This is a genomic window from Pseudomonas sp. PvP009, assembly GCF_017832995.1.
Lineage (GTDB): Bacteria > Pseudomonadota > Gammaproteobacteria > Pseudomonadales > Pseudomonadaceae > Aquipseudomonas > Aquipseudomonas syringae.
The window spans coordinates 5,665,372-5,681,569 of record NZ_JAFIBG010000001.1; the positions used below are offsets into that span (position 1 = coordinate 5,665,372).

At 59.2% G+C, this 16,198-nt stretch carries 20 protein-coding genes; 12 read left to right on the top strand and 8 right to left on the bottom strand.

The annotated features are described in order from the left end of the window. Nucleotides 1-75: 75 nt before the first annotated feature. From JOE29_RS24430 to JOE29_RS24445, 4 genes are all read left to right on the top strand, one after another. Nucleotides 76-708, top strand: a complete 633-nt coding sequence (locus tag JOE29_RS24430) for a LysE family transporter (RefSeq protein ID WP_003421569.1) — start codon at nucleotides 76-78, stop codon at nucleotides 706-708. A 156-nt stretch (nucleotides 709-864) separates the two neighbouring features. Then, a complete protein-coding gene (locus tag JOE29_RS24435; protein WP_210079957.1) occupies nucleotides 865-2,763 on the top strand; it encodes a cytochrome c/FTR1 family iron permease in 1,899 nt (632 codons plus the stop codon). Nucleotides 2,764-2,971: 208 nt separating this feature from the next. After that, nucleotides 2,972-3,202 carry a hypothetical protein gene (locus JOE29_RS24440; RefSeq protein WP_044313470.1) on the top strand — a complete coding sequence of 77 codons (231 nt, stop codon included), beginning with the start codon at nucleotides 2,972-2,974 and terminating at the stop codon, nucleotides 3,200-3,202. A gap of 84 nt (nucleotides 3,203-3,286) precedes the next feature. Next, nucleotides 3,287-3,562, top strand: a complete 276-nt coding sequence (locus tag JOE29_RS24445; RefSeq protein WP_044313469.1) for a hypothetical protein — start codon at nucleotides 3,287-3,289, stop codon at nucleotides 3,560-3,562. A 62-nt stretch (nucleotides 3,563-3,624) separates the two neighbouring features. Here the strand turns inward: JOE29_RS24445 and JOE29_RS24450 are convergent, their stop codons facing one another. Further along, nucleotides 3,625-3,912, bottom strand: a complete 288-nt coding sequence (locus JOE29_RS24450) for a YheV family putative zinc ribbon protein (protein ID WP_044313468.1) — start codon at nucleotides 3,910-3,912, stop codon at nucleotides 3,625-3,627. Continuing rightward, nucleotides 3,909-5,960, bottom strand: coding sequence for an oligopeptidase A (gene prlC / locus JOE29_RS24455; protein WP_348635029.1), 2,052 nt, complete (start codon nucleotides 5,958-5,960; stop codon nucleotides 3,909-3,911). The genes JOE29_RS24450 and prlC overlap by 4 nt, the downstream gene beginning before the upstream one ends. 112 nt (nucleotides 5,961-6,072) lie before the next feature. Here prlC and JOE29_RS24460 point away from each other — a divergent pair, with 112 nt between their 5' ends. Then, entirely contained in the window at nucleotides 6,073-6,618 is a 546-nt protein-coding gene (locus tag JOE29_RS24460; protein WP_044313466.1) for a gamma carbonic anhydrase family protein, read from the top strand. Between the two features lie 171 nt (nucleotides 6,619-6,789). On the opposite strand, the gene JOE29_RS24465 is transcribed toward JOE29_RS24460, so the two are convergent. Continuing rightward, nucleotides 6,790-7,845 carry an aminopeptidase gene (locus JOE29_RS24465; RefSeq protein ID WP_044313465.1) on the bottom strand — a complete coding sequence of 352 codons (1,056 nt, stop codon included), beginning with the start codon at nucleotides 7,843-7,845 and terminating at the stop codon, nucleotides 6,790-6,792. Nucleotides 7,846-8,133: 288 nt separating this feature from the next. Here JOE29_RS24465 and JOE29_RS24470 point away from each other — a divergent pair, with 288 nt between their 5' ends. Continuing rightward, nucleotides 8,134-8,802 carry a hypothetical protein gene (locus JOE29_RS24470; RefSeq protein WP_210079959.1) on the top strand — a complete coding sequence of 223 codons (669 nt, stop codon included), beginning with the start codon at nucleotides 8,134-8,136 and terminating at the stop codon, nucleotides 8,800-8,802. 85 nt (nucleotides 8,803-8,887) lie between these two features. Next, entirely contained in the window at nucleotides 8,888-9,253 is a 366-nt protein-coding gene (locus JOE29_RS24475) for a hypothetical protein (protein ID WP_161806258.1), read from the top strand. Here the strand turns inward: JOE29_RS24475 and JOE29_RS24480 are convergent, their stop codons facing one another. Together JOE29_RS24480 and JOE29_RS24485 are read right to left on the bottom strand one after the other, a co-directional pair. Continuing rightward, nucleotides 9,254-9,487 (bottom strand): DUF1161 domain-containing protein, encoded by a 234-nt coding sequence (locus tag JOE29_RS24480; protein ID WP_210079960.1) that lies wholly within the window; start codon nucleotides 9,485-9,487, stop codon nucleotides 9,254-9,256. It abuts the gene before it with no gap. A 118-nt stretch (nucleotides 9,488-9,605) separates the two neighbouring features. After that, a complete protein-coding gene (locus JOE29_RS24485) occupies nucleotides 9,606-10,037 on the bottom strand; it encodes an OsmC family protein (protein WP_003421563.1) in 432 nt (143 codons plus the stop codon). 212 nt (nucleotides 10,038-10,249) lie between these two features. Between JOE29_RS24485 and JOE29_RS24490 the strand changes: the two genes are divergently transcribed. Further along, on the top strand, nucleotides 10,250-11,251 hold the full coding sequence (locus tag JOE29_RS24490) for an LLM class flavin-dependent oxidoreductase (RefSeq protein WP_024692212.1): 1,002 nt from the start codon (nucleotides 10,250-10,252) through the stop codon (nucleotides 11,249-11,251). A 137-nt stretch (nucleotides 11,252-11,388) separates the two neighbouring features. On the opposite strand, the gene JOE29_RS24495 is transcribed toward JOE29_RS24490, so the two are convergent. Together JOE29_RS24495 and JOE29_RS24500 are read right to left on the bottom strand one after the other, a co-directional pair. Then, nucleotides 11,389-11,613: a DUF1161 domain-containing protein gene (locus JOE29_RS24495; RefSeq protein ID WP_003318454.1), complete on the bottom strand. Its 225-nt coding sequence runs from the start codon at nucleotides 11,611-11,613 to the stop codon at nucleotides 11,389-11,391. A gap of 145 nt (nucleotides 11,614-11,758) precedes the next feature. Beyond that, entirely contained in the window at nucleotides 11,759-11,974 is a 216-nt protein-coding gene (locus JOE29_RS24500) for a dodecin (protein WP_003318455.1), read from the bottom strand. A 165-nt stretch (nucleotides 11,975-12,139) separates the two neighbouring features. On the opposite strand from JOE29_RS24500, the gene JOE29_RS24505 reads away from it, so the two are divergent. Then, on the top strand, nucleotides 12,140-12,466 hold the full coding sequence (locus JOE29_RS24505; RefSeq protein WP_003318456.1) for a DUF883 family protein: 327 nt from the start codon (nucleotides 12,140-12,142) through the stop codon (nucleotides 12,464-12,466). On the opposite strand, the gene JOE29_RS24510 is transcribed toward JOE29_RS24505, so the two are convergent. After that, the gene (locus tag JOE29_RS24510; RefSeq protein WP_044313462.1) at nucleotides 12,467-13,423 is read right to left on the bottom strand and encodes a LysR family transcriptional regulator; all 957 of its coding nucleotides are present in this window, start codon (nucleotides 13,421-13,423) and stop codon (nucleotides 12,467-12,469) included. Nucleotides 13,424-13,502: 79 nt separating this feature from the next. On the opposite strand from JOE29_RS24510, the gene trpB reads away from it, so the two are divergent. The 3 genes from trpB to JOE29_RS24525 all read left to right on the top strand — a co-directional run bounded on the left by trpB (nucleotide 13,503) and on the right by JOE29_RS24525 (nucleotide 16,194). Next, nucleotides 13,503-14,732 (top strand): tryptophan synthase subunit beta, encoded by a 1,230-nt coding sequence (gene trpB / locus JOE29_RS24515; RefSeq protein ID WP_003318458.1) that lies wholly within the window; start codon nucleotides 13,503-13,505, stop codon nucleotides 14,730-14,732. Next, nucleotides 14,729-15,538 carry a tryptophan synthase subunit alpha gene (trpA, locus tag JOE29_RS24520; RefSeq protein ID WP_044313461.1) on the top strand — a complete coding sequence of 270 codons (810 nt, stop codon included), beginning with the start codon at nucleotides 14,729-14,731 and terminating at the stop codon, nucleotides 15,536-15,538. Before trpB ends, trpA begins: the two co-directional genes overlap by 4 nt. A gap of 125 nt (nucleotides 15,539-15,663) precedes the next feature. Next, nucleotides 15,664-16,194, top strand: a complete 531-nt coding sequence (locus JOE29_RS24525; protein ID WP_044313460.1) for an anti-virulence regulator CigR family protein — start codon at nucleotides 15,664-15,666, stop codon at nucleotides 16,192-16,194. Nucleotides 16,195-16,198: the final 4 nt, after the last annotated feature.

The window sequence follows — 16,198 nt, forward strand, 5'->3', positions numbered from 1 at the left end:
GACCCTAGAAATCGTTAGCCTTGCAAAGCATTAAGCACTAATTTATTGCGCATTCGACTTTGCTTGAGGTGCACGATGGCGCTTGAAACGTGGCTGGGCTTTTTTGCGGCCTGCTGGATTATCAGTCTGTCTCCCGGCGCGGGCGCCATCGCTTCGATGTCCTGCGGCCTGCAATACGGCTTCTGGCGTGGCTACTGGAATGCCCTGGGCTTGCAGATTGCGTTGGTGGCACAGATCGCCATTGTCGCGGCAGGTCTGGGTGCAGTGCTGGCGGCCTCCGATATGGCGTTCACGCTGATCAAATGGTTCGGCGTCGCGTATCTGGTCTATCTCGGCATCAAGCAATGGCGCGCCCTGCCAGCCGACCTGGCCGATGAATCCGCCGTGCGCCCGGTGGGCAAACCGATGACACTGGTATTGCGTGGTTTTCTGGTGAATATCAGCAACCCCAAGGCGCTGATCTTCATTCTGGCGATCCTGCCACAGTTCATCGACACGGCCGCTCCGCTGCTCATCCAGTACGCGATCATCGCGGCGACCATGGTGGTGGTCGATCTGATCGTGATGGCGGGCTACACCGGGCTGGCCTCCAAAGTGCTGCGCCTGCTCAAGACGCCTCGCCAGCAACGTCGCATGAATCGCACCTTCGCCAGCCTGTTCGTGGGCGCGGCAGGTTTCCTCGCGACGTTGCATCGCGGTACGGCCTGAAACGTGTCGGTCTCGAGCCCTGAGCAGACACCCGCTTTGCTCAGGGCGACTGAAGGCTGAACGTAAGATTCTGTAACAAAAATGGACCTCGACTATTGAGTAGTACCGTTGCGGCGTTAACAATGCAACGCTTCGCATTCCCGTCGAGATTCTGCAATGCCCGTCCATTCTCGTTTTCTTGCCTGGTTACTGTTGCCGCTCCTGGCGTTGGGCAGTTGCATTGCGCTGGCCGACCCGGTCGAGGGTGCGGCCCAGGCGCTGCATCTGCTCGATTACCTGGGGGCCGATTATCCGGCGACCGTGGCGGACGGCAAGGTTGTGGACACCGGCAAATATCAGCAACAGGTCGATAACCTGACTGCGTTGCAGGGCTTGGTCGTTGCCTTGCCACAGCGCGCCGAGCGTGAGGCTCTGGAGCAGGCGGTAACCCAGTTGAAAAGCGCTGTGGCAGGTCGACAGGACGCTGTGCAGGTCACGCGTCAGGCGCGGCAGTTGAGTGCGAAGCTCGCGCTTGCCTATGAGGTCAGTCAGGCCCCGGCCATTACGCCGGACCCCGCCCGTGGCGCGCCCCTGTACGCTCAGCATTGTTCGGTGTGCCATGGCGACAGCGGTGCAGGGGATGGACCGGCAGGCATCGGCCTGGAACCACCCCCCTCGAACCTGCGGGATACCGCGCGGCTGGATCGCCTGAGTCTTTACGATCTCTACAACGCGACCGGATTGGGGATTGCCGGCACCGATATGCCCGCGTTCGCCGACCAGCTGGACGATCGCCAGCGCTGGGACATCGCGACCTATATCGCCAGCTTCAGCGCACAACCTGTCGCCCAGCCAGCCAAGACCTTCAACCTCGCCGATCTGGCTCGCCAGACGCCGGCCGAAGTCCAGGCTGCCGAAGGTCCGGACGCTACCGCCACCTTCCGGGCCCAACGCGCTCAGCCACCTCAGGTGCAGCGCGGCCCGGCGCAACTGCTGGATTACACCAGTGTAACGCTGGACAAGAGCCTGGCAGCCTACAAGGCTGGTGATCGCGAGCAGGCCTATGATTTGTCGGTCGCGGCATATCTGGAGGGTTTCGAGCTGGTCGAAAGCTCGCTGGATAACGTCGACGCCAATGTGCGCAAAGATACTGAAAAGAGCCTGATGGCTTACCGGCAGTCCTTGCAGGACAGCATGCCGCTACCTCAGGTTGCGCAGAAGCTGGAAGCAGCCAAAGGCAAGCTCAAGGAATCAGCGGATCTGCTAGGCAGCGATGGGCTAAGCCTGTCGCTGAGCTATATTTCGGGCCTGCTGATCCTGCTGCGTGAAGGGCTTGAAGCGATTCTGGTACTGGCGGCGATTCTGGCGTTTCTGCGCAACACCGGCCAGCAGTCTGCCGTACGCAGCGTCAACATCGGCTGGGGCCTGGCGCTGCTGGCCGGGCTGGCCACCTGGGCGCTCGCGGCGTATGTCATCGACGTCAGCGGCGCGCAACGTGAATTGCTGGAAGGTGCCACCGCGCTGTTCGCCAGTGTGATGGTGCTTTGGCTCGGGGTGTGGATGCACGACCGTCGTCACGCTGCTGCGTGGCAGGACTACGTCAAAAGCAGCCTGGTCGGCGGCGGCGGTCGTTTCGGCTTCGCGCTGCTGGCGTTCTTCTCGGTCTACCGCGAACTGTTCGAAGTCATCCTGTTCTACGAAACCCTGTGGCTGCAGGCAGGCCCTGCCGGACACGATGCCGTGCTGGCGGGCGGCGCCACGGCGCTGGTGCTGCTCGTGGGCCTGGCGTGGGTCATCCTGCGCGGTTCGGCGAAGCTGCCGCTGTCGCTGTTCTTCGGCATCAACGCTGCACTACTCTGCGCACTGTCAGTGGTGTTTGCCGGTCACGGCGTCAAGGCGCTGCAGGAGGCGGGCATATTCGGCACACGGCCGGTGCCGTTCTTCGAGTTCGACTGGCTGGGCATTCACGCCGACCTGTACTCGCTCGGCGCACAGGCGATCGCCCTGATCGCCATTGCAGCGCTGTACGGCAGAAGTCGTCTGGCCGAGAAGCGCAGGCTGCAGACGGCAGACTGACGTTTGCCTGCCAGGGACAAGTGGTACTCGCCACTTGTCCCTGCTTCCCCCGCAGCGTTGTTGCGATTCTGCGTCTTAACTTTCCGCCCTGTACAAAAAACCACCTGTTACTTCTGCCAGTAGACGCCCTTTTTCTTCAGGCCTAGTGTAGCGAAACGCCAACTCGGCTATCGGGTACTGGCGCATTTACCTGAGAACGAGGTGGGTGATGGCCAAGTACGAGATTCGGTTGTGGGCGGAAGATACAGCGCGACATAACCATCCTGTAATAGCCATTGAGTTTTATGAGGACGATGAACTGCAAGAGCATGTTCTGATAAAACTTTACCCTCAGGGCCGATACAAAATAGTTGAAGGCGAATTGGGCAGGGACGAGGCAATGCTGCAGGTTTTGGCGTTGGCGTTCAGGAAGAAGATCGCTGAACTGGCGGATTGGTAAAGCAAAGTCAATCCAGCATTGTTCACGTCAACATTAAAACTAATAAGTTATTTAGCAATCAACTTATCAAGTGAGGATCGAACCATGAGCACCAGAGAAATCAAGCTTTCGGCAGAAGACTTTAAGATCCGCGATTCTGACGGAAAATATACCAAGGGCGATGGTACTCTTGAAGTGGTTGTTGAAATCTATAAAAATGGAGACCTAGATTACGTAGCCTATGTGAGTGATCCGAATAAAGACGGAAGTTATAATAATGTCTCGGGCAAAATCGATGCCGACGGGGACGGAGAGCATGACGAGGAAGATAAAGAGTTGATGAGTCAGTTGGCAAAAACATTTCTTTTACTTACGAATTGACTCGGTAGCTTTATCAAAAAGACGCTCGGAAAGAGCGTCTTTTGAGTGCCATGAATTTCGAATCAATCCAAATCAACCGGCTTCTTCAACTTCGGATTCGGAAAGAACTGCACGCCCTGGACCTTCGGATCAGCAGGTTTGACCACCGCCTTGTTGACCCGCGTACCCAACTCCTTCGGTATCGAAATACCCTGCTCGTTGAGCGTATCGCTGTAGCCGCAACTCACGCACTCGCGATGCGGCACGTCGTTTTCGTTCCACATCATCAGTTTGTCAGGCTCGCTGCACGCCGGGCAAACCGCCCCGGCGATAAAGCGTTTCTTGGTAATGACTACCGGTGTATCGGTCATGCTGCCGCGTCCTCACTCAAGCCACTGTGACGCAACAATGCGTCAATCGACGGCTCGCGTCCGCGGAAGTCGACGAACAGCACCATCGGTGCCTGCGAACCGCCACGCGCCAGAATGGCTTCGCGGAAGGCGCGTCCGGTTTCAGCGTTGAGCACGCCATCTTCCTCGAACTTCGAGAACGCATCGGCGGACAGCACTTCAGCCCACTTGTAGCTGTAATAACCGGCTGCGTAACCGCCTGCGAAGATGTGCGCGAAGCTGTTCGGGAAACGGTTATAGGCAGGCGGACGCATCACCGAGACTTCATCACGAACGCCTTCCAGAACTTCAAGCACGCTGCGGCCGTCACCGTGAGTGGCGTGCAGCTCGAAATCGAACATCGAGAACTCCAGCTGACGCACCATCATCAGGCCGGACTGAAAGTTCTTGGCAGCGAGCATCTTCTCCAGCAGATCCTGCGGCAGGGGCTCGCCGGTTTCGTAATGACCGGAAATCAGCGCCAGGCCTTCGGGCTCCCAGCACCAGTTTTCCATGAACTGGCTCGGCAGCTCGACGGCGTCCCAGGCCACGCCATTGATACCGGATACCCCGGCATGCTCGACGCGGGTCAGCAGGTGATGCAGGCCGTGACCGAATTCGTGGAACAGCGTGGTCACTTCGTCGTGGGTCAGCAGCGCAGGCTTGCCGGCAACAGCAGGCGTGAAGTTGCACACCAGATTGGCCACCGGGCTCTGCAACGTGCCTTGCGCCGTACGGCGACGGTCACGCGCGCCGTCCATCCAGGCACCACCACGCTTGTTGGCGCGGGCGTACAAATCGAAGAAGAAGCGCCCGACGTGCTGGCCGTTTTCCTTGATCTCGAACAGACGAACATCCGGATGCCAGGCGTCGAAGCCTTTCTGCTCGGCAATCTCGATGCCGTACAGGCGCTGAACGATGGTGAACAGACCGCCGAGCACCTTATCGACAGGGAAGTAGGCACGCAGGATTTCCTGGGAAACGCTGTATCGCTGCTCGCGCAGCTTCTCCCCATAGAAACCGCTGTCCCAGCTTTGCAGATCCGGGCAGCCCTGTTCGGCGGCATAAGCCTTGAGCTGCTCCAGATCCTGGGCAGCAAACGGCTTGCTGCGCTTGGCCAGGTCACGCAGGAAGCTCAGCACTTGGTCGCTGGACTCGGCCATCTTGGTCGCCAGGCTCAACTCGGCGTAGTTGGCATAGCCGAGCAATTGCGCGAGTTCCTGACGCAGGTCAAGGATCTGCTCCATGACCGGCGTGTTGTCGTTCTTGCCCGCGTTCGGACCTTGATCCGACGCGCGGGTGGCGTACGCCGCATAGACTTCTTCGCGCAGTGCGCGGTCTTCGGCGTAGGTCATCACCGCGTAGTAGCTCGGGAATTCCAGCGTGATCAGATAGCCTTCCAGATCCTTGGCCTTGGCGGCGGCGGCCATCTGCTGTTTGGCAGAATCGGTCAGGCCGGCGAGGGCGGACTCATCGGCGACCAGCTTGGTCCAGGCCTGAGTGGCATCGAGCAGCTGGTTGGAAAACTGGCTGCCCAGCTCTGACAGTTTGCTCTGCACTTCGGCGTAACGCTTCTGCTGCTCTGGCGGCAGATCGATACCGGACAGGCGGAAGTCACGCAGTGACTGCTCCAGAATGGTCTTCTGGCCAACGTCGAAACCGGCGGCTTCCGGGCCATTGGCCAGAGCTTCATAGGCCTGGAACAGTACGCGGTTCTGGCCCATCTCGGTGGAGTAGGCGCTCAAGGCCGGCAGGCACGATTCATACGCTTCGCGCAGCTCGGCGCTGTTGCACACGGCATTGAGGTGGCTGACGGGGCTCCAGGCAGCGCCCAAGCGGTCGTTCAGCTCGTCCATGGTCAGCACCAGCCCGGCCCAGGTCGGTGTCGAACCCTGTTTGGCGAGGATGTCGGCAATCGCGGCACGGTTATCCGCCAGGATCTGTTCGATAGCAGGTTTGACATGCTCGGCACGAATCGCCGAAAAGGGTGGCAGGTCGTACGATTGCAGAAGAGGGTTGTTCGCGCTCACGGTTTTGCACCTTGCCTTGAAGAAACACTCAGCCATCTTAATTACAATCGACGCCGACCGCAGCAACCAAACCCGCTCTACACGCCTATCACTGCCAAAGAAGGAGCCTATCGTGGCCATTCGCAAGTTTCAGGAGCACACCCCAGCCCTCGGCGAACGGGCCTTTGTCGATCATTCAGCGGTGGTTATCGGTGACGTCGAAATCGGCGCCGACAGCTCCGTCTGGCCGCTGACCGTGGTACGCGGCGACATGCACCGCATCCGCATCGGCGCTCGCACCAGCGTGCAGGACGGCAGCGTGCTGCACATCACCCACGCCGGCCCCTTCAACCCGGACGGTTTTCCACTGCTGATCGGCGATGAAGTGACCATCGGTCATAAGGCCATGCTGCACGGCTGCACAATCGGCAACCGCATCCTGGTCGGCATGGGCACCACCATCATGGATGGCGCGGTTGTCGAAGACGAAGTGATCATAGGCGCAGGCAGCCTGGTGCCGCCGGGCAAAGTGTTGGAAAGCGGCTTTTTGTACGTCGGTCGCCCGGTCAAACAGGTGCGCGCACTCACCGAAAAGGAAATCGCCTTCTTCCCGTACAGCGCGACTAATTACGTGAAGCTCAAGGATCAGCACCTGGCTGAGGGGTTTGATGAGGGTTGAGGCCCGTCATTAATACTGCGCTCTGCACTCAGTCGGCCTTCAATTCTGGCCGAAGGCCGTAGGAGCGAGCCGGGGAGACGCTTCGCTTGTTCGCGAAGACCGCGGTTCAAACGCCCTTTGTGTGGGCGCTGTACCGACCTCTTCGCGAGCAAGCTCGCTCCCACAGGAGCTTCAAGGCATCAACGCCCGCAGCGCCGCCTTGCGCGCCTCGACCGGCATCGCGCCCAACTTTTCCACAGCGTGATAAAACGCCTGCCAGTCGCCATTCACCTGCCTGAACAACGTCTCGAACGCTGGCACCCATTGATCGTAAAGACCAAAAGGCAGCAGTTTGGCGTTGTTCATCGGGCTGTTGATCCAGGCATCGAAACGCTTGTCGCCAGCCCACTGCTCATTCCGCAACGTGCGGTAATCACGGCGCATCCGCTCGAATGCTTCAGCCTTGCGCGCGCGCATCACCTCGGCCGACAGGGGTTGACGATAAAGCCCCTTGAGTCGCTCCCGGGTGTCAAGTACCAACCGGGTAAACTGATCACGCCGCGCCGACTGCGAAACACTCTCCGGCGGTAATCCCCGCGCCGCACGCCATTGCCGCGTACCTTCCTGCTCGACGAAACTGGCGTAGGACTCGTTGAACTCGGTGTCGTCCTTCACATAAAAACGCTGATGCGCCAACTCATGAAAAATCAGCGTGGCCAGACGCTCGTCACCCCAGCCCATCATCGAACTGAGAATCGGATCATTGAACCAACCCAGCGTCGAATAGGCTTCCACGCCACTCAAATACACATCCTTCCCCGCCTGGCGCTGCAACGCCGCCTCACCACGCGCCCCGCCAGGGCTGTAATAACCGCGATACGCGACACACCCTGCAATCGGAAAACAATGCGTGACCGGCTCCAGCGAGAACTCATCCGTCGCGAACACATTCCACACCACATAAGGGCGGCCCAGGTCCGCATACAGGCGGTAACTCTTGTTGTCCGGCAGATGCAAATGCTCACTGGCAAACGTGCGCGCCAACTGCGACCGGGCCAGATGCTCGCGCAAACCCGCATCCCGAGTCGGGTCAGCCACGATCTTCTCCACCGGCTCGCGCGCCTGCAGCAACTGCCACTGCCCTTGAGCCAACTGGCCGTAATAGGAAACGCTGGAGCAGCCGGCAAGCAGCGTGACGGCCGTCAGCGCTAGCAGGTGTCGAAGGCGTGGTAGGGAGAGTGTGGCCATGAAGGGAAGGGCTTTGGTGGCTTGGGTATGGTGATGTTATGCAGGAGGGGAGTGGGGATGTGCAACTGTTACGAGGATTGAAGGGTATGGAGACTCAAACCACGGACGAGCTGGAACGTACCAGGCTGTGCGCCCGTGTAAAAAGCTATTTTCATCAGACACAAACAGAAAACCCACCGTGCAGGTGGGCTTTAGGTATTGCTATATCATCTGTCCGTGGGGGGAGGCATAAGCCAGCTAGGCCCTCGGCAAGTGGAAAGACTATAGGGAGATTTGCAGTTGTCGTCAATGTCAGCCTTAGAGGTCGCAAAGGCAATCAGATTATCCATTTCCTCTGCCCGGATTTCGACGTATGAAAACGCAGCGCGCGCTGTGGGCCGAGGTCTTGATGAGGCCATCACCTTGTATGCCTGGAACGCCCTCGTCTCTGCAGCGTTCCTTACACCTCTACACCTGTGCGAGGTGATTATTCGTAACGGTGTTGCAGACGCAATCGCTTCGGTTTACGGCCCCGAGTGGCCTTGGAGTCCCGGCTTCGAGCAGAGCTTGCCCAATGTTACAGGTCCGGTTTTCAAGCCAAAACAAGAGCTTGCAAGAGCCCGACAGAAATGTGGCACAACCGGCGCCGTCATCGCGGAGTTGAAATTCGTCTTTTGGGAAAAAATGTTCACAAAACGGTTTGAAGGCCGTATCTGGGCGCCTTATCTGTACCGCTTTTTTCCAAACCTCGAAAAGTGCTTCACTGTATCTGCCCACCGAGCAAAGATCGCGGCTGATCTCGAACAAATCCGATTGCTTCGAAATCGAATTGCTCATCATGAGCCAATCTTTTCACGAAACCTGAGAAGCGATTTTGCCGTTATCCAACGCTTGACCGAAACACGCTGCGCAGTTTCTGCAGACTGGATGAATGGCCAACGGCAGGTCATCTCAACGGTTGCCACTAAACCTTTTTAAACAGAGGTACACCTCGGTGCCAAACCGTCTTCTGATACTGATAACCGTATTCACTCTAGCCACCCTCGCCGGATGCGCCGGTCCCTTGCCTGCCGTCAACCCGGACATGGCGTGGGTCGACATGCGCACCATCACCGGCCAGTTGATCATGGGCGACAAGCTCGATGACAAGAACACGTATGACGGGCGCTACTTTCAAGTCACGCCGGGCAGCCATGAGTTGCAGGTGCGTTATGACTATGAGTACCGCTCCGGCGGCATGGGGATGATCGGCGACGAGTACACCGAGATCACCTGTTACGTCAGTGTTCGTTACGACCACTTCGCTGCCGGGCAGCGCTATGTGCTGGAGGTACGCTCACTGGCGAACAGTGTCGATGCCTGGCTTTACGATGCAGAGCGCAAGGTGGTGGCCGAGGAGGAAGAAGAGGGCGGGGTGCACTGCATCTGATCAGCGTCCGTTGAGCTGATAGATGATCTTTTTCGTACCGTTGTCGCAGCTGCCGACGATCATGCTTGGATCGGTGGCTTCTTCGTTGCTCACGATTTCCAGCGTATAGGACGTGACGTTGTTGGCCTGGATCTTGGCTTCGATTTCAACCTTGAGTTCTTCGCAGGATTTCGGTGCCGCCAGGGCGCTGGTTGCCAGCAGGGTGCAGGTCGCTGCCAGAATAAAACGTTTCATGCTCGACTCCTGATCATAATCAAACCATGCGTCAACCAACGCATGACCGATGAAGCAAGCCAGCTTTATACAGCAGATACAGGAGCGCACAAGGCGCCCCTGCAAGGCTGGCTGTGAATCAGCTCAGCAATGTCGCATCCAGGGTGATCTTGGCGTTCAGTACCTTGGAAACCGGGCAGCCTTCTTTGGCCTGCTTGGTCAACTCGTCGAACTTCTCTTGGGTCGCGCCTGGCACTTTGGCCTTGAGGGTCAAATGCACAGCGCTGATCGCGAAACCGCCTTCTACCTGATCCAGCGACACCTCAGCCTGAGTATCGATGCTTTCAGCAGTCAGGCCTGCACCGCCCAGAATCATGGACAGTGCCATCGAGAAACAACCTGCATGCGCTGCACCGATCAGTTCTTCCGGGTTGGTGCCTTTGCCGCCTTCAAAACGTGCCTTGAAGCCGTAAGGTGCTTCGCGCAACACGCCGGTTTCCGTGGAGATGCTGCCGATACCGGTTTTCAGATCACCTTCCCAGTGGGCGGATGCTTTCTTGACGATACTCATGGTGGCTCCTTTTGGGATGAATTTGGATCGTTGCTGTTACAGCATTCTGAGGATAGACGGCTCTGGAAAGTTCAACCGTCGGAAAGACCTACCGTTTCAGTAGGTTTTTCTACACTGCCCCATTGAAAAGCCGGACTTGCGCCCGCACTGCTGTTTCATCGTGGGCAGCTCCAGCAGCCGGCCCATCACAATTCGAGGAGCTACCCCGGCCTATGAAACGTCTGGCAGATGTAAAAATTTCCACCCTTGATCTGGTGCCGGTGCGCCACGACAAAGGGCCCGCCGAATCGCTGCGCAACTCGCTCAACCTCGCCCAGCATGTCGAAAAGCTCGGTTACAACCGCTTCTGGGTGGCCGAACACCACAACATGGACGGCATCGCCAGTTCGGCGACCTCGGTGCTGCTCGCCTACCTGGCAGGCGGCACATCGACCATTCGTGTCGGATCGGGCGGGATCATGCTGCCTAACCACGCGCCGCTGGTGATTGCCGAGCAGTTCGGCACCCTGGCCAGCCTGTATCCCGGCCGCATCGACTTGGGGCTGGGCCGCGCACCGGGCTCTGACCAGATGACTGCGCGTGCCTTGCGCCGCGAGCGCTCCGGCAGTGCCGATGACTTTCCGGATGATGTCACCGAGCTGATGGAATATTTGGGCCCGCGCACGCCTGATCAAAAAGTGATCGCCGTACCCGGTTCAAACACCAACGTGCCGATCTGGCTGCTCGGCTCGAGCCTGTTCAGCGCCCAGCTGGCAGGCATGCGCGGCTTGCCGTATGCCTTCGCCTCGCACTTTGCGCCGCGTTACATGCACGAGGCGATTCGCGTGTATCGCAATCACTTCCAGCCATCGGAAGTGCTCGACAAGCCTTACGTGATGCTCGGCGTGCCCCTGTCGGCAGCCGACACGGACGAGCATGCCGAATACCTGGCGACCTCGGTCTACCAGCGCATTCTGGCGCTGATGCGTGGACACAGCCTGATGCAGCGTCCGCCTGTCGAGTCGATGGACGGTCTGTGGTTGCCACACGAGCGTGAGGCCGTAGCAAGCTTCCTCGGGCTGGCGATGGTGGGCGGCCCGGACAAGATCCGCGCCAAGCTGGATGTGCTGCTTGAGCAGACCGACGCTGATGAGTTGATCTTCACCTGCGACATGTACGAGCACGAGGATCGACTGCGCTCATACGAGATCCTCGCGCAGGTCGCACACGGCTAAGCGATTTTCCGAATCGGAAAAAACCAGCCACAAACAGAATCGCCCCGGACTGGATGACAGTCCGGGGCGATTCTGTTCGTGAAACCTGCAAACGGGATTAACCGGGCAAACCGGCCTGAGCCGGGCCCGGTTGGCAATCAACCGCGCTGGTAAACGATTTCCTTGGTACCACCTTCGCAGGTGCCGACGACTTGCTTGTCGGCTGCGCTGCCTTTCTCGACCACTTCCAGCGTGTAGGACGTTACGCCCTTCGCCTGGAGTCTGGCATCGAGTTCACTTTTCAACTCTTCACATGGCTTGCCTGCCGCGAGGGCAGTGCCTGCAATGCTCAGCAAGCCTACAGCCAACAAAAACTTCTTCATGGGTAATCCCTTTCGTCCGGCCAAATGAAGACGCCATCGGAACAGGCGCCCATTGAAATCCCCACGCTCACACAGCGAACGCGTGGCCACATCTGCGTGTAGCGCAAGTTATGGCAATCGGCCAGCCGAAAGGTTCAGATCACCCTCAGCTGTTGGTGATGCGGAAGCCCACTTTCAACGTCACCTGGAAGTGCGCGACTTTGCCGTTTTCGATATGGCCGCGGGTTTCAGTCACTTCGAACCATTCCATCAGGTCGAGGCTTTTGCTGGCTTCGGCCAGGGCATTGTTGATGGCGTCTTCGATGGTGGTCGTGGAAGAGCCTACGATTTCAACTTTCTTGTACGTGTGATGATCCGACATGGCAGTTCTCCTGAGGTCTGAAAAAGACGCGATATAGAGCGCGCTCCCTGCTTCTGTCAGGAGAAGGCGCGCAAAAGTTCAGACCTTTGCAAAAATCCCATCGCACTTTCCAAAAAGCCCGGAGTCCGAAACAACACGCTCACTCATCATTGCAGGAGAAACACCATGGCTACTACGTCACTTCGCAAAGCCTCGTTGCAGAGTATGGAAGCTGAAATCGAGAGCCTCCTGAAGTCCCTTGAGGGCCTGAAAGCCGATGCTACCGACGAGTCGCGCAAGACTCTGAAGAATCTGAAAGCCAACGCTGAAAGCGCGCTGAGCCATTCGCGCAGCCTGCTCAGCGATGTCTACGAAGACGTCAAAGAGAAAACCCGCGAAAACGCACTGGCAACTCGTGACTACGCTCAGGAACATCCTTGGACCACCGCCGGCGTTGCGGTAGGTGCCATCGGCCTGATCGCTGCCTACATGCTGTTCAAGCGCGGTAACTGATCAGTTTCTGATCGGTTCCCCGGACCGCTTCAGCTCATTTTTCAACCATTGAGCAAGCTGCTGCGCCCGTCCATCGGCCGCACGTCTGGGTACCCAAAGCGCCAGCTGCGCCGGGGTTTCACTGAACCCCCAAGGCGCAGCCAGGCGACCGGCCTTCAGGTCATCGATGACCAGAGGTTCCGGCGCAATCGCGATGCCAAGGCCCGCCACGGCCGCCTCCAGCAAATAATACAAATGCTCGAAACCCTGCCCGTAACGCAATGACTGCGGGTCGATACCGTTCTGCTGCGCCCAGCTTGGCCACGCCTGCGGACGCGATGTGGTTTGCAGCAATGATTCTCCCAGCAGCGCCTCGACAGGTGCATCGCACAGCCGCTCGAATCGCGCGAAGCGTGGGCTCAACACCGGTCCGATCCGCTCGCTTGCCAGTTCGAATACCTGCATGTCTGCCGGCCACGGCGGCTCGGCAAAGATCAACAGGGCATCAAGCCCTGGCCGACGCGGGTCAAGATCACCTTCGCCTGCCGACAAGTGCAGACGCAGGTCCGGCAGCTCGGCATTCAGGCGGCTCAAGCGCGGGATAAACCAGCGCGCCAGCAGGCTGCCCGAGCACCCCAGCACGAACGGTGCATCTGCGCTGCCCTTGCTCAGCTCTGCACATACGCCGCGCAACCGATCGAACGCATCGCCGCTGACATCGCGTAGACGAATACCTGCATCTGTGAGTTTCAAGCCTCGTCCTTCCTTGCTGAACAGGCTTACACCCAAATGCTCTTCGAGCAACTTCAATTGGCGACTGACAGCGCCATGCGTCACGTTCAGCTGTTCAGCGGCCTGACTGACACTGCCAAGCCGGGCAGTGCTTTCAAAGGCGCGCAATGCATTGAGGGGAGGGAGGTCGCGGCTCATGATCTGTGAGTTTTCCTGACAGGTTGCAGCGATCTTATCGGTTTTCATCCGGCCTTGCGCTGGTTAAAGTGGACCCATTGCCAATACGGCTCAACCTATTCGCCCAATACTGCAACTGGAGCACTTCATGACCCAGACCAATTTCCGCAGCGGCCCCGACGCCAACGGCCTGTTCGGCTCATTCGGCGGCCGCTACGTGGCTGAAACCCTGATGCCGCTGGTGCTCGACCTCAACCGCGAGTACGAAGCCGCCAAGGTCGACCCGGAATTCATCAAAGAAATGGCCTACTTTCAGCGCGATTACGTGGGCCGTCCGAACCCGCTGTACTTCGCCGAGCGCCTGACCGAGTTCTGCGGCGGCGCGAAGATCTACTTCAAGCGCGAAGAGCTCAATCACACCGGCGCGCACAAGATCAACAACTGCATCGGCCAGGTGCTGCTGGCCAAGCGCATGGGCAAAAAACGCCTGATCGCAGAAACCGGCGCCGGCATGCACGGCGTTGCCACTGCTACGGTTGCTGCACGTTTCGGCCTGCCTTGTGTGATCTACATGGGTGCTACCGACATCGAGCGTCAGCAGGCCAACGTGTTCCGCATGAGGCTGCTGGGCGCTGAAATCGTTCCGGTCACTTCCGGCACCGGCACCCTGAAAGATGCGATGAACGAAGCGCTGCGTGACTGGGTGACCAACGTTGAAGACACCTTCTACCTGATCGGCACCGTGGCAGGCCCGCACCCTTACCCGGCGATGGTCCGTGATTTCCAGGCCATCATCGGCAAGGAAACCAAAGAGCAGATGCTGGAGAAGGAAGGTCGTCTGCCGGACAGCCTGGTCGCCTGTGTCGGTGGCGGTTCCAACGCCATGGGCCTGTTCCATCCGTTCCTGGATGACGCCAGCGTGGAAATCATCGGCGTTGAAGCGGGCGGTCACGGCGTCAGCACCGACAAGCACGCGGCCAGCCTGAACGGCGGCGTACCGGGCGTGCTGCACGGCAACCGTACCTACCTGCTGCAGGACGGCGACGGACAAATCACCGATGCGCACTCGATCTCTGCCGGCCTGGACTACCCGGGCATCGGCCCGGAACACGCATTCCTGCACGAAGTGAAGCGCGTCGAATACGTCAGCATCACCGATGATGAAGCGCTGGATGCTTTCCATCAGTGCTGCCTGCTCGAAGGCATTATCCCGGCGCTGGAAACCGCTCACGCCCTGGCCGAAGCCATGAAGCGCGCGACCAACCTGCGCGACGATCACCTGATGGTCGTGTGCCTGTCCGGGCGCGGTGACAAAGACATGCAAACCGTCATGAACCACATGGCCGCCGCCGAACACACTCAGGAGCAGCTGGTATGAGCCGTCTAGAACATCGTTTCGCCCAGCTTAAGACTGAAGGTCGTGCGGCGCTGGTCACCTTCATCACTGCCGGTGACCCTGGCTACGACACGTCGCTTAAAGTCCTGAAAGGCCTGCCTGCTGCGGGTGCTGACGTGATCGAGCTAGGCATGCCGTTCACCGATCCGATGGCCGACGGTGTGGCGATTCAGCTGGCGACCCTGCGTGCTCTGGACGCTGGCCAGACCTTGCAGAAAACTCTGCAGATGGTCCGCGAGTTCCGTGTCGACGATCAGACTACGCCGATTGTGCTGATGGGTTACTACAACCCGATCCACCGCTTTGGCGTCGAAGCCTTCGTGGCGCAGGCAAAAAAAGCAGGCGTTGACGGTCTGATCATCGTTGACCTGCCACCCGAGCACGACGCCGAGCTGGCGACACCTGCACAGGCGTCCGGCATCGACTTCATCCGTCTTACCACCCCCACCACCGACGATGCGCGTCTGCCGCGTGTGCTGGAGCGCAGCTCCGGATTCGTCTACTACGTGTCGGTTGCCGGTGTGACCGGTGCTGGCTCGGCCACCACCGAGCACGTCACTGAGGCCATCGCTCGCTTGCGCCGCCACACCGATCTGCCGATCAGCGTCGGTTTCGGTATCCGCACACCCGAGCAGGCCGCGGCGATTGCGCGTCTGGCTGACGGCGTGGTCGTGGGCTCGGCCTTCGTCGACAAGATCGCCAGCGCCGAGTCGCCGGAGCACGCCATCGACGGCGTACTGACGCTGTGCGCGGCACTGGCCGAGGGCGTACGTAGCGCTCGTCGCTGAGGGTAAAGTTTCTGATACAGAGGAATCAAAGCCTGAGCGGCGGCTCTATGTAGCAAGACATAAGGGGTTCATGACCAAGGTCATGAACCCCTTTTTGCTGCATCGCGTGAAGCCGAGGAAGCACCATGAAACTGGCAAACCGTTTTATCACCGGACTGGGTATCTTGATGATCAGCGCCAGTCCGCTGCTGCAAGCTGCACCACCTGATCAGCGCGGTGATGGCCCGGACGACAACCGTGGTGCCCAACAGCCAGGACCGCCGAACGACGGCGGGCCTAACCAGCGCGGCAATGACCGTGGACCGGGCAATGACAATGGCAGGGGTCCCGACAAAGGCCCGGCCAGCCAACCAGGCAGACAGGCGCATCAGGACAACCGCGGCGGCAACCGCCCACCGCAGGATTTCGGCCCGGTACGCGAGACTTTCCAGCAACACCGCGACGTCATCGGCCGGGGCCAGCCACTGCCGCCGGGCGTACACATCGCCAAGGGCCGTCCATTGCCACCTGGTTACGGCAAGCGCCTGGACAGCCGCTCGCTGCAATACCTGCCACAGTATGACGGCTACGAATGGCGCCGCTTGGGCACCGACGTCGTGCTGATCGCCGTGGGTTCGGGGATTGTGTACGCGATTCTGGATGGCGTGTTGAATTGATGGG

Bases quoted from the DNA above. Each gene is read 5' to 3' on its own strand.
- JOE29_RS24445 (WP_044313469.1), top strand. From the start codon at position 3,287: ATGAGCACCAGAGAAATCAAGCTTTCGGCAGAAGACTTTAAGATCCGC.
- JOE29_RS24450 (WP_044313468.1), bottom strand. From the start codon at position 3,912: ATGACCGATACACCGGTAGTCATTACCAAGAAACGCTTTATCGCCGGG.
- JOE29_RS24440 (WP_044313470.1), top strand. From the start codon at position 2,972: ATGGCCAAGTACGAGATTCGGTTGTGGGCGGAAGATACAGCGCGACAT.
- JOE29_RS24480 (WP_210079960.1), bottom strand. From the start codon at position 9,487: ATGAAACGTTTTATTCTGGCAGCGACCTGCACCCTGCTGGCAACCAGC.
- trpA (WP_044313461.1), top strand. From the start codon at position 14,729: ATGAGCCGTCTAGAACATCGTTTCGCCCAGCTTAAGACTGAAGGTCGT.
- JOE29_RS24490 (WP_024692212.1), top strand. From the start codon at position 10,250: ATGAAACGTCTGGCAGATGTAAAAATTTCCACCCTTGATCTGGTGCCG.
- JOE29_RS24465 (WP_044313465.1), bottom strand. From the start codon at position 7,845: ATGGCCACACTCTCCCTACCACGCCTTCGACACCTGCTAGCGCTGACG.
- JOE29_RS24430 (WP_003421569.1), top strand. From the start codon at position 76: ATGGCGCTTGAAACGTGGCTGGGCTTTTTTGCGGCCTGCTGGATTATC.
- JOE29_RS24510 (WP_044313462.1), bottom strand. From the start codon at position 13,423: ATGAAAACCGATAAGATCGCTGCAACCTGTCAGGAAAACTCACAGATC.
- JOE29_RS24505 (WP_003318456.1), top strand. From the start codon at position 12,140: ATGGCTACTACGTCACTTCGCAAAGCCTCGTTGCAGAGTATGGAAGCT.
- JOE29_RS24485 (WP_003421563.1), bottom strand. From the start codon at position 10,037: ATGAGTATCGTCAAGAAAGCATCCGCCCACTGGGAAGGTGATCTGAAA.
- JOE29_RS24495 (WP_003318454.1), bottom strand. From the start codon at position 11,613: ATGAAGAAGTTTTTGTTGGCTGTAGGCTTGCTGAGCATTGCAGGCACT.
- trpB (WP_003318458.1), top strand. From the start codon at position 13,503: ATGACCCAGACCAATTTCCGCAGCGGCCCCGACGCCAACGGCCTGTTC.
- JOE29_RS24500 (WP_003318455.1), bottom strand. From the start codon at position 11,974: ATGTCGGATCATCACACGTACAAGAAAGTTGAAATCGTAGGCTCTTCC.
- JOE29_RS24525 (WP_044313460.1), top strand. From the start codon at position 15,664: ATGAAACTGGCAAACCGTTTTATCACCGGACTGGGTATCTTGATGATC.
- JOE29_RS24435 (WP_210079957.1), top strand. From the start codon at position 865: ATGCCCGTCCATTCTCGTTTTCTTGCCTGGTTACTGTTGCCGCTCCTG.
- JOE29_RS24470 (WP_210079959.1), top strand. From the start codon at position 8,134: ATGTCAGCCTTAGAGGTCGCAAAGGCAATCAGATTATCCATTTCCTCT.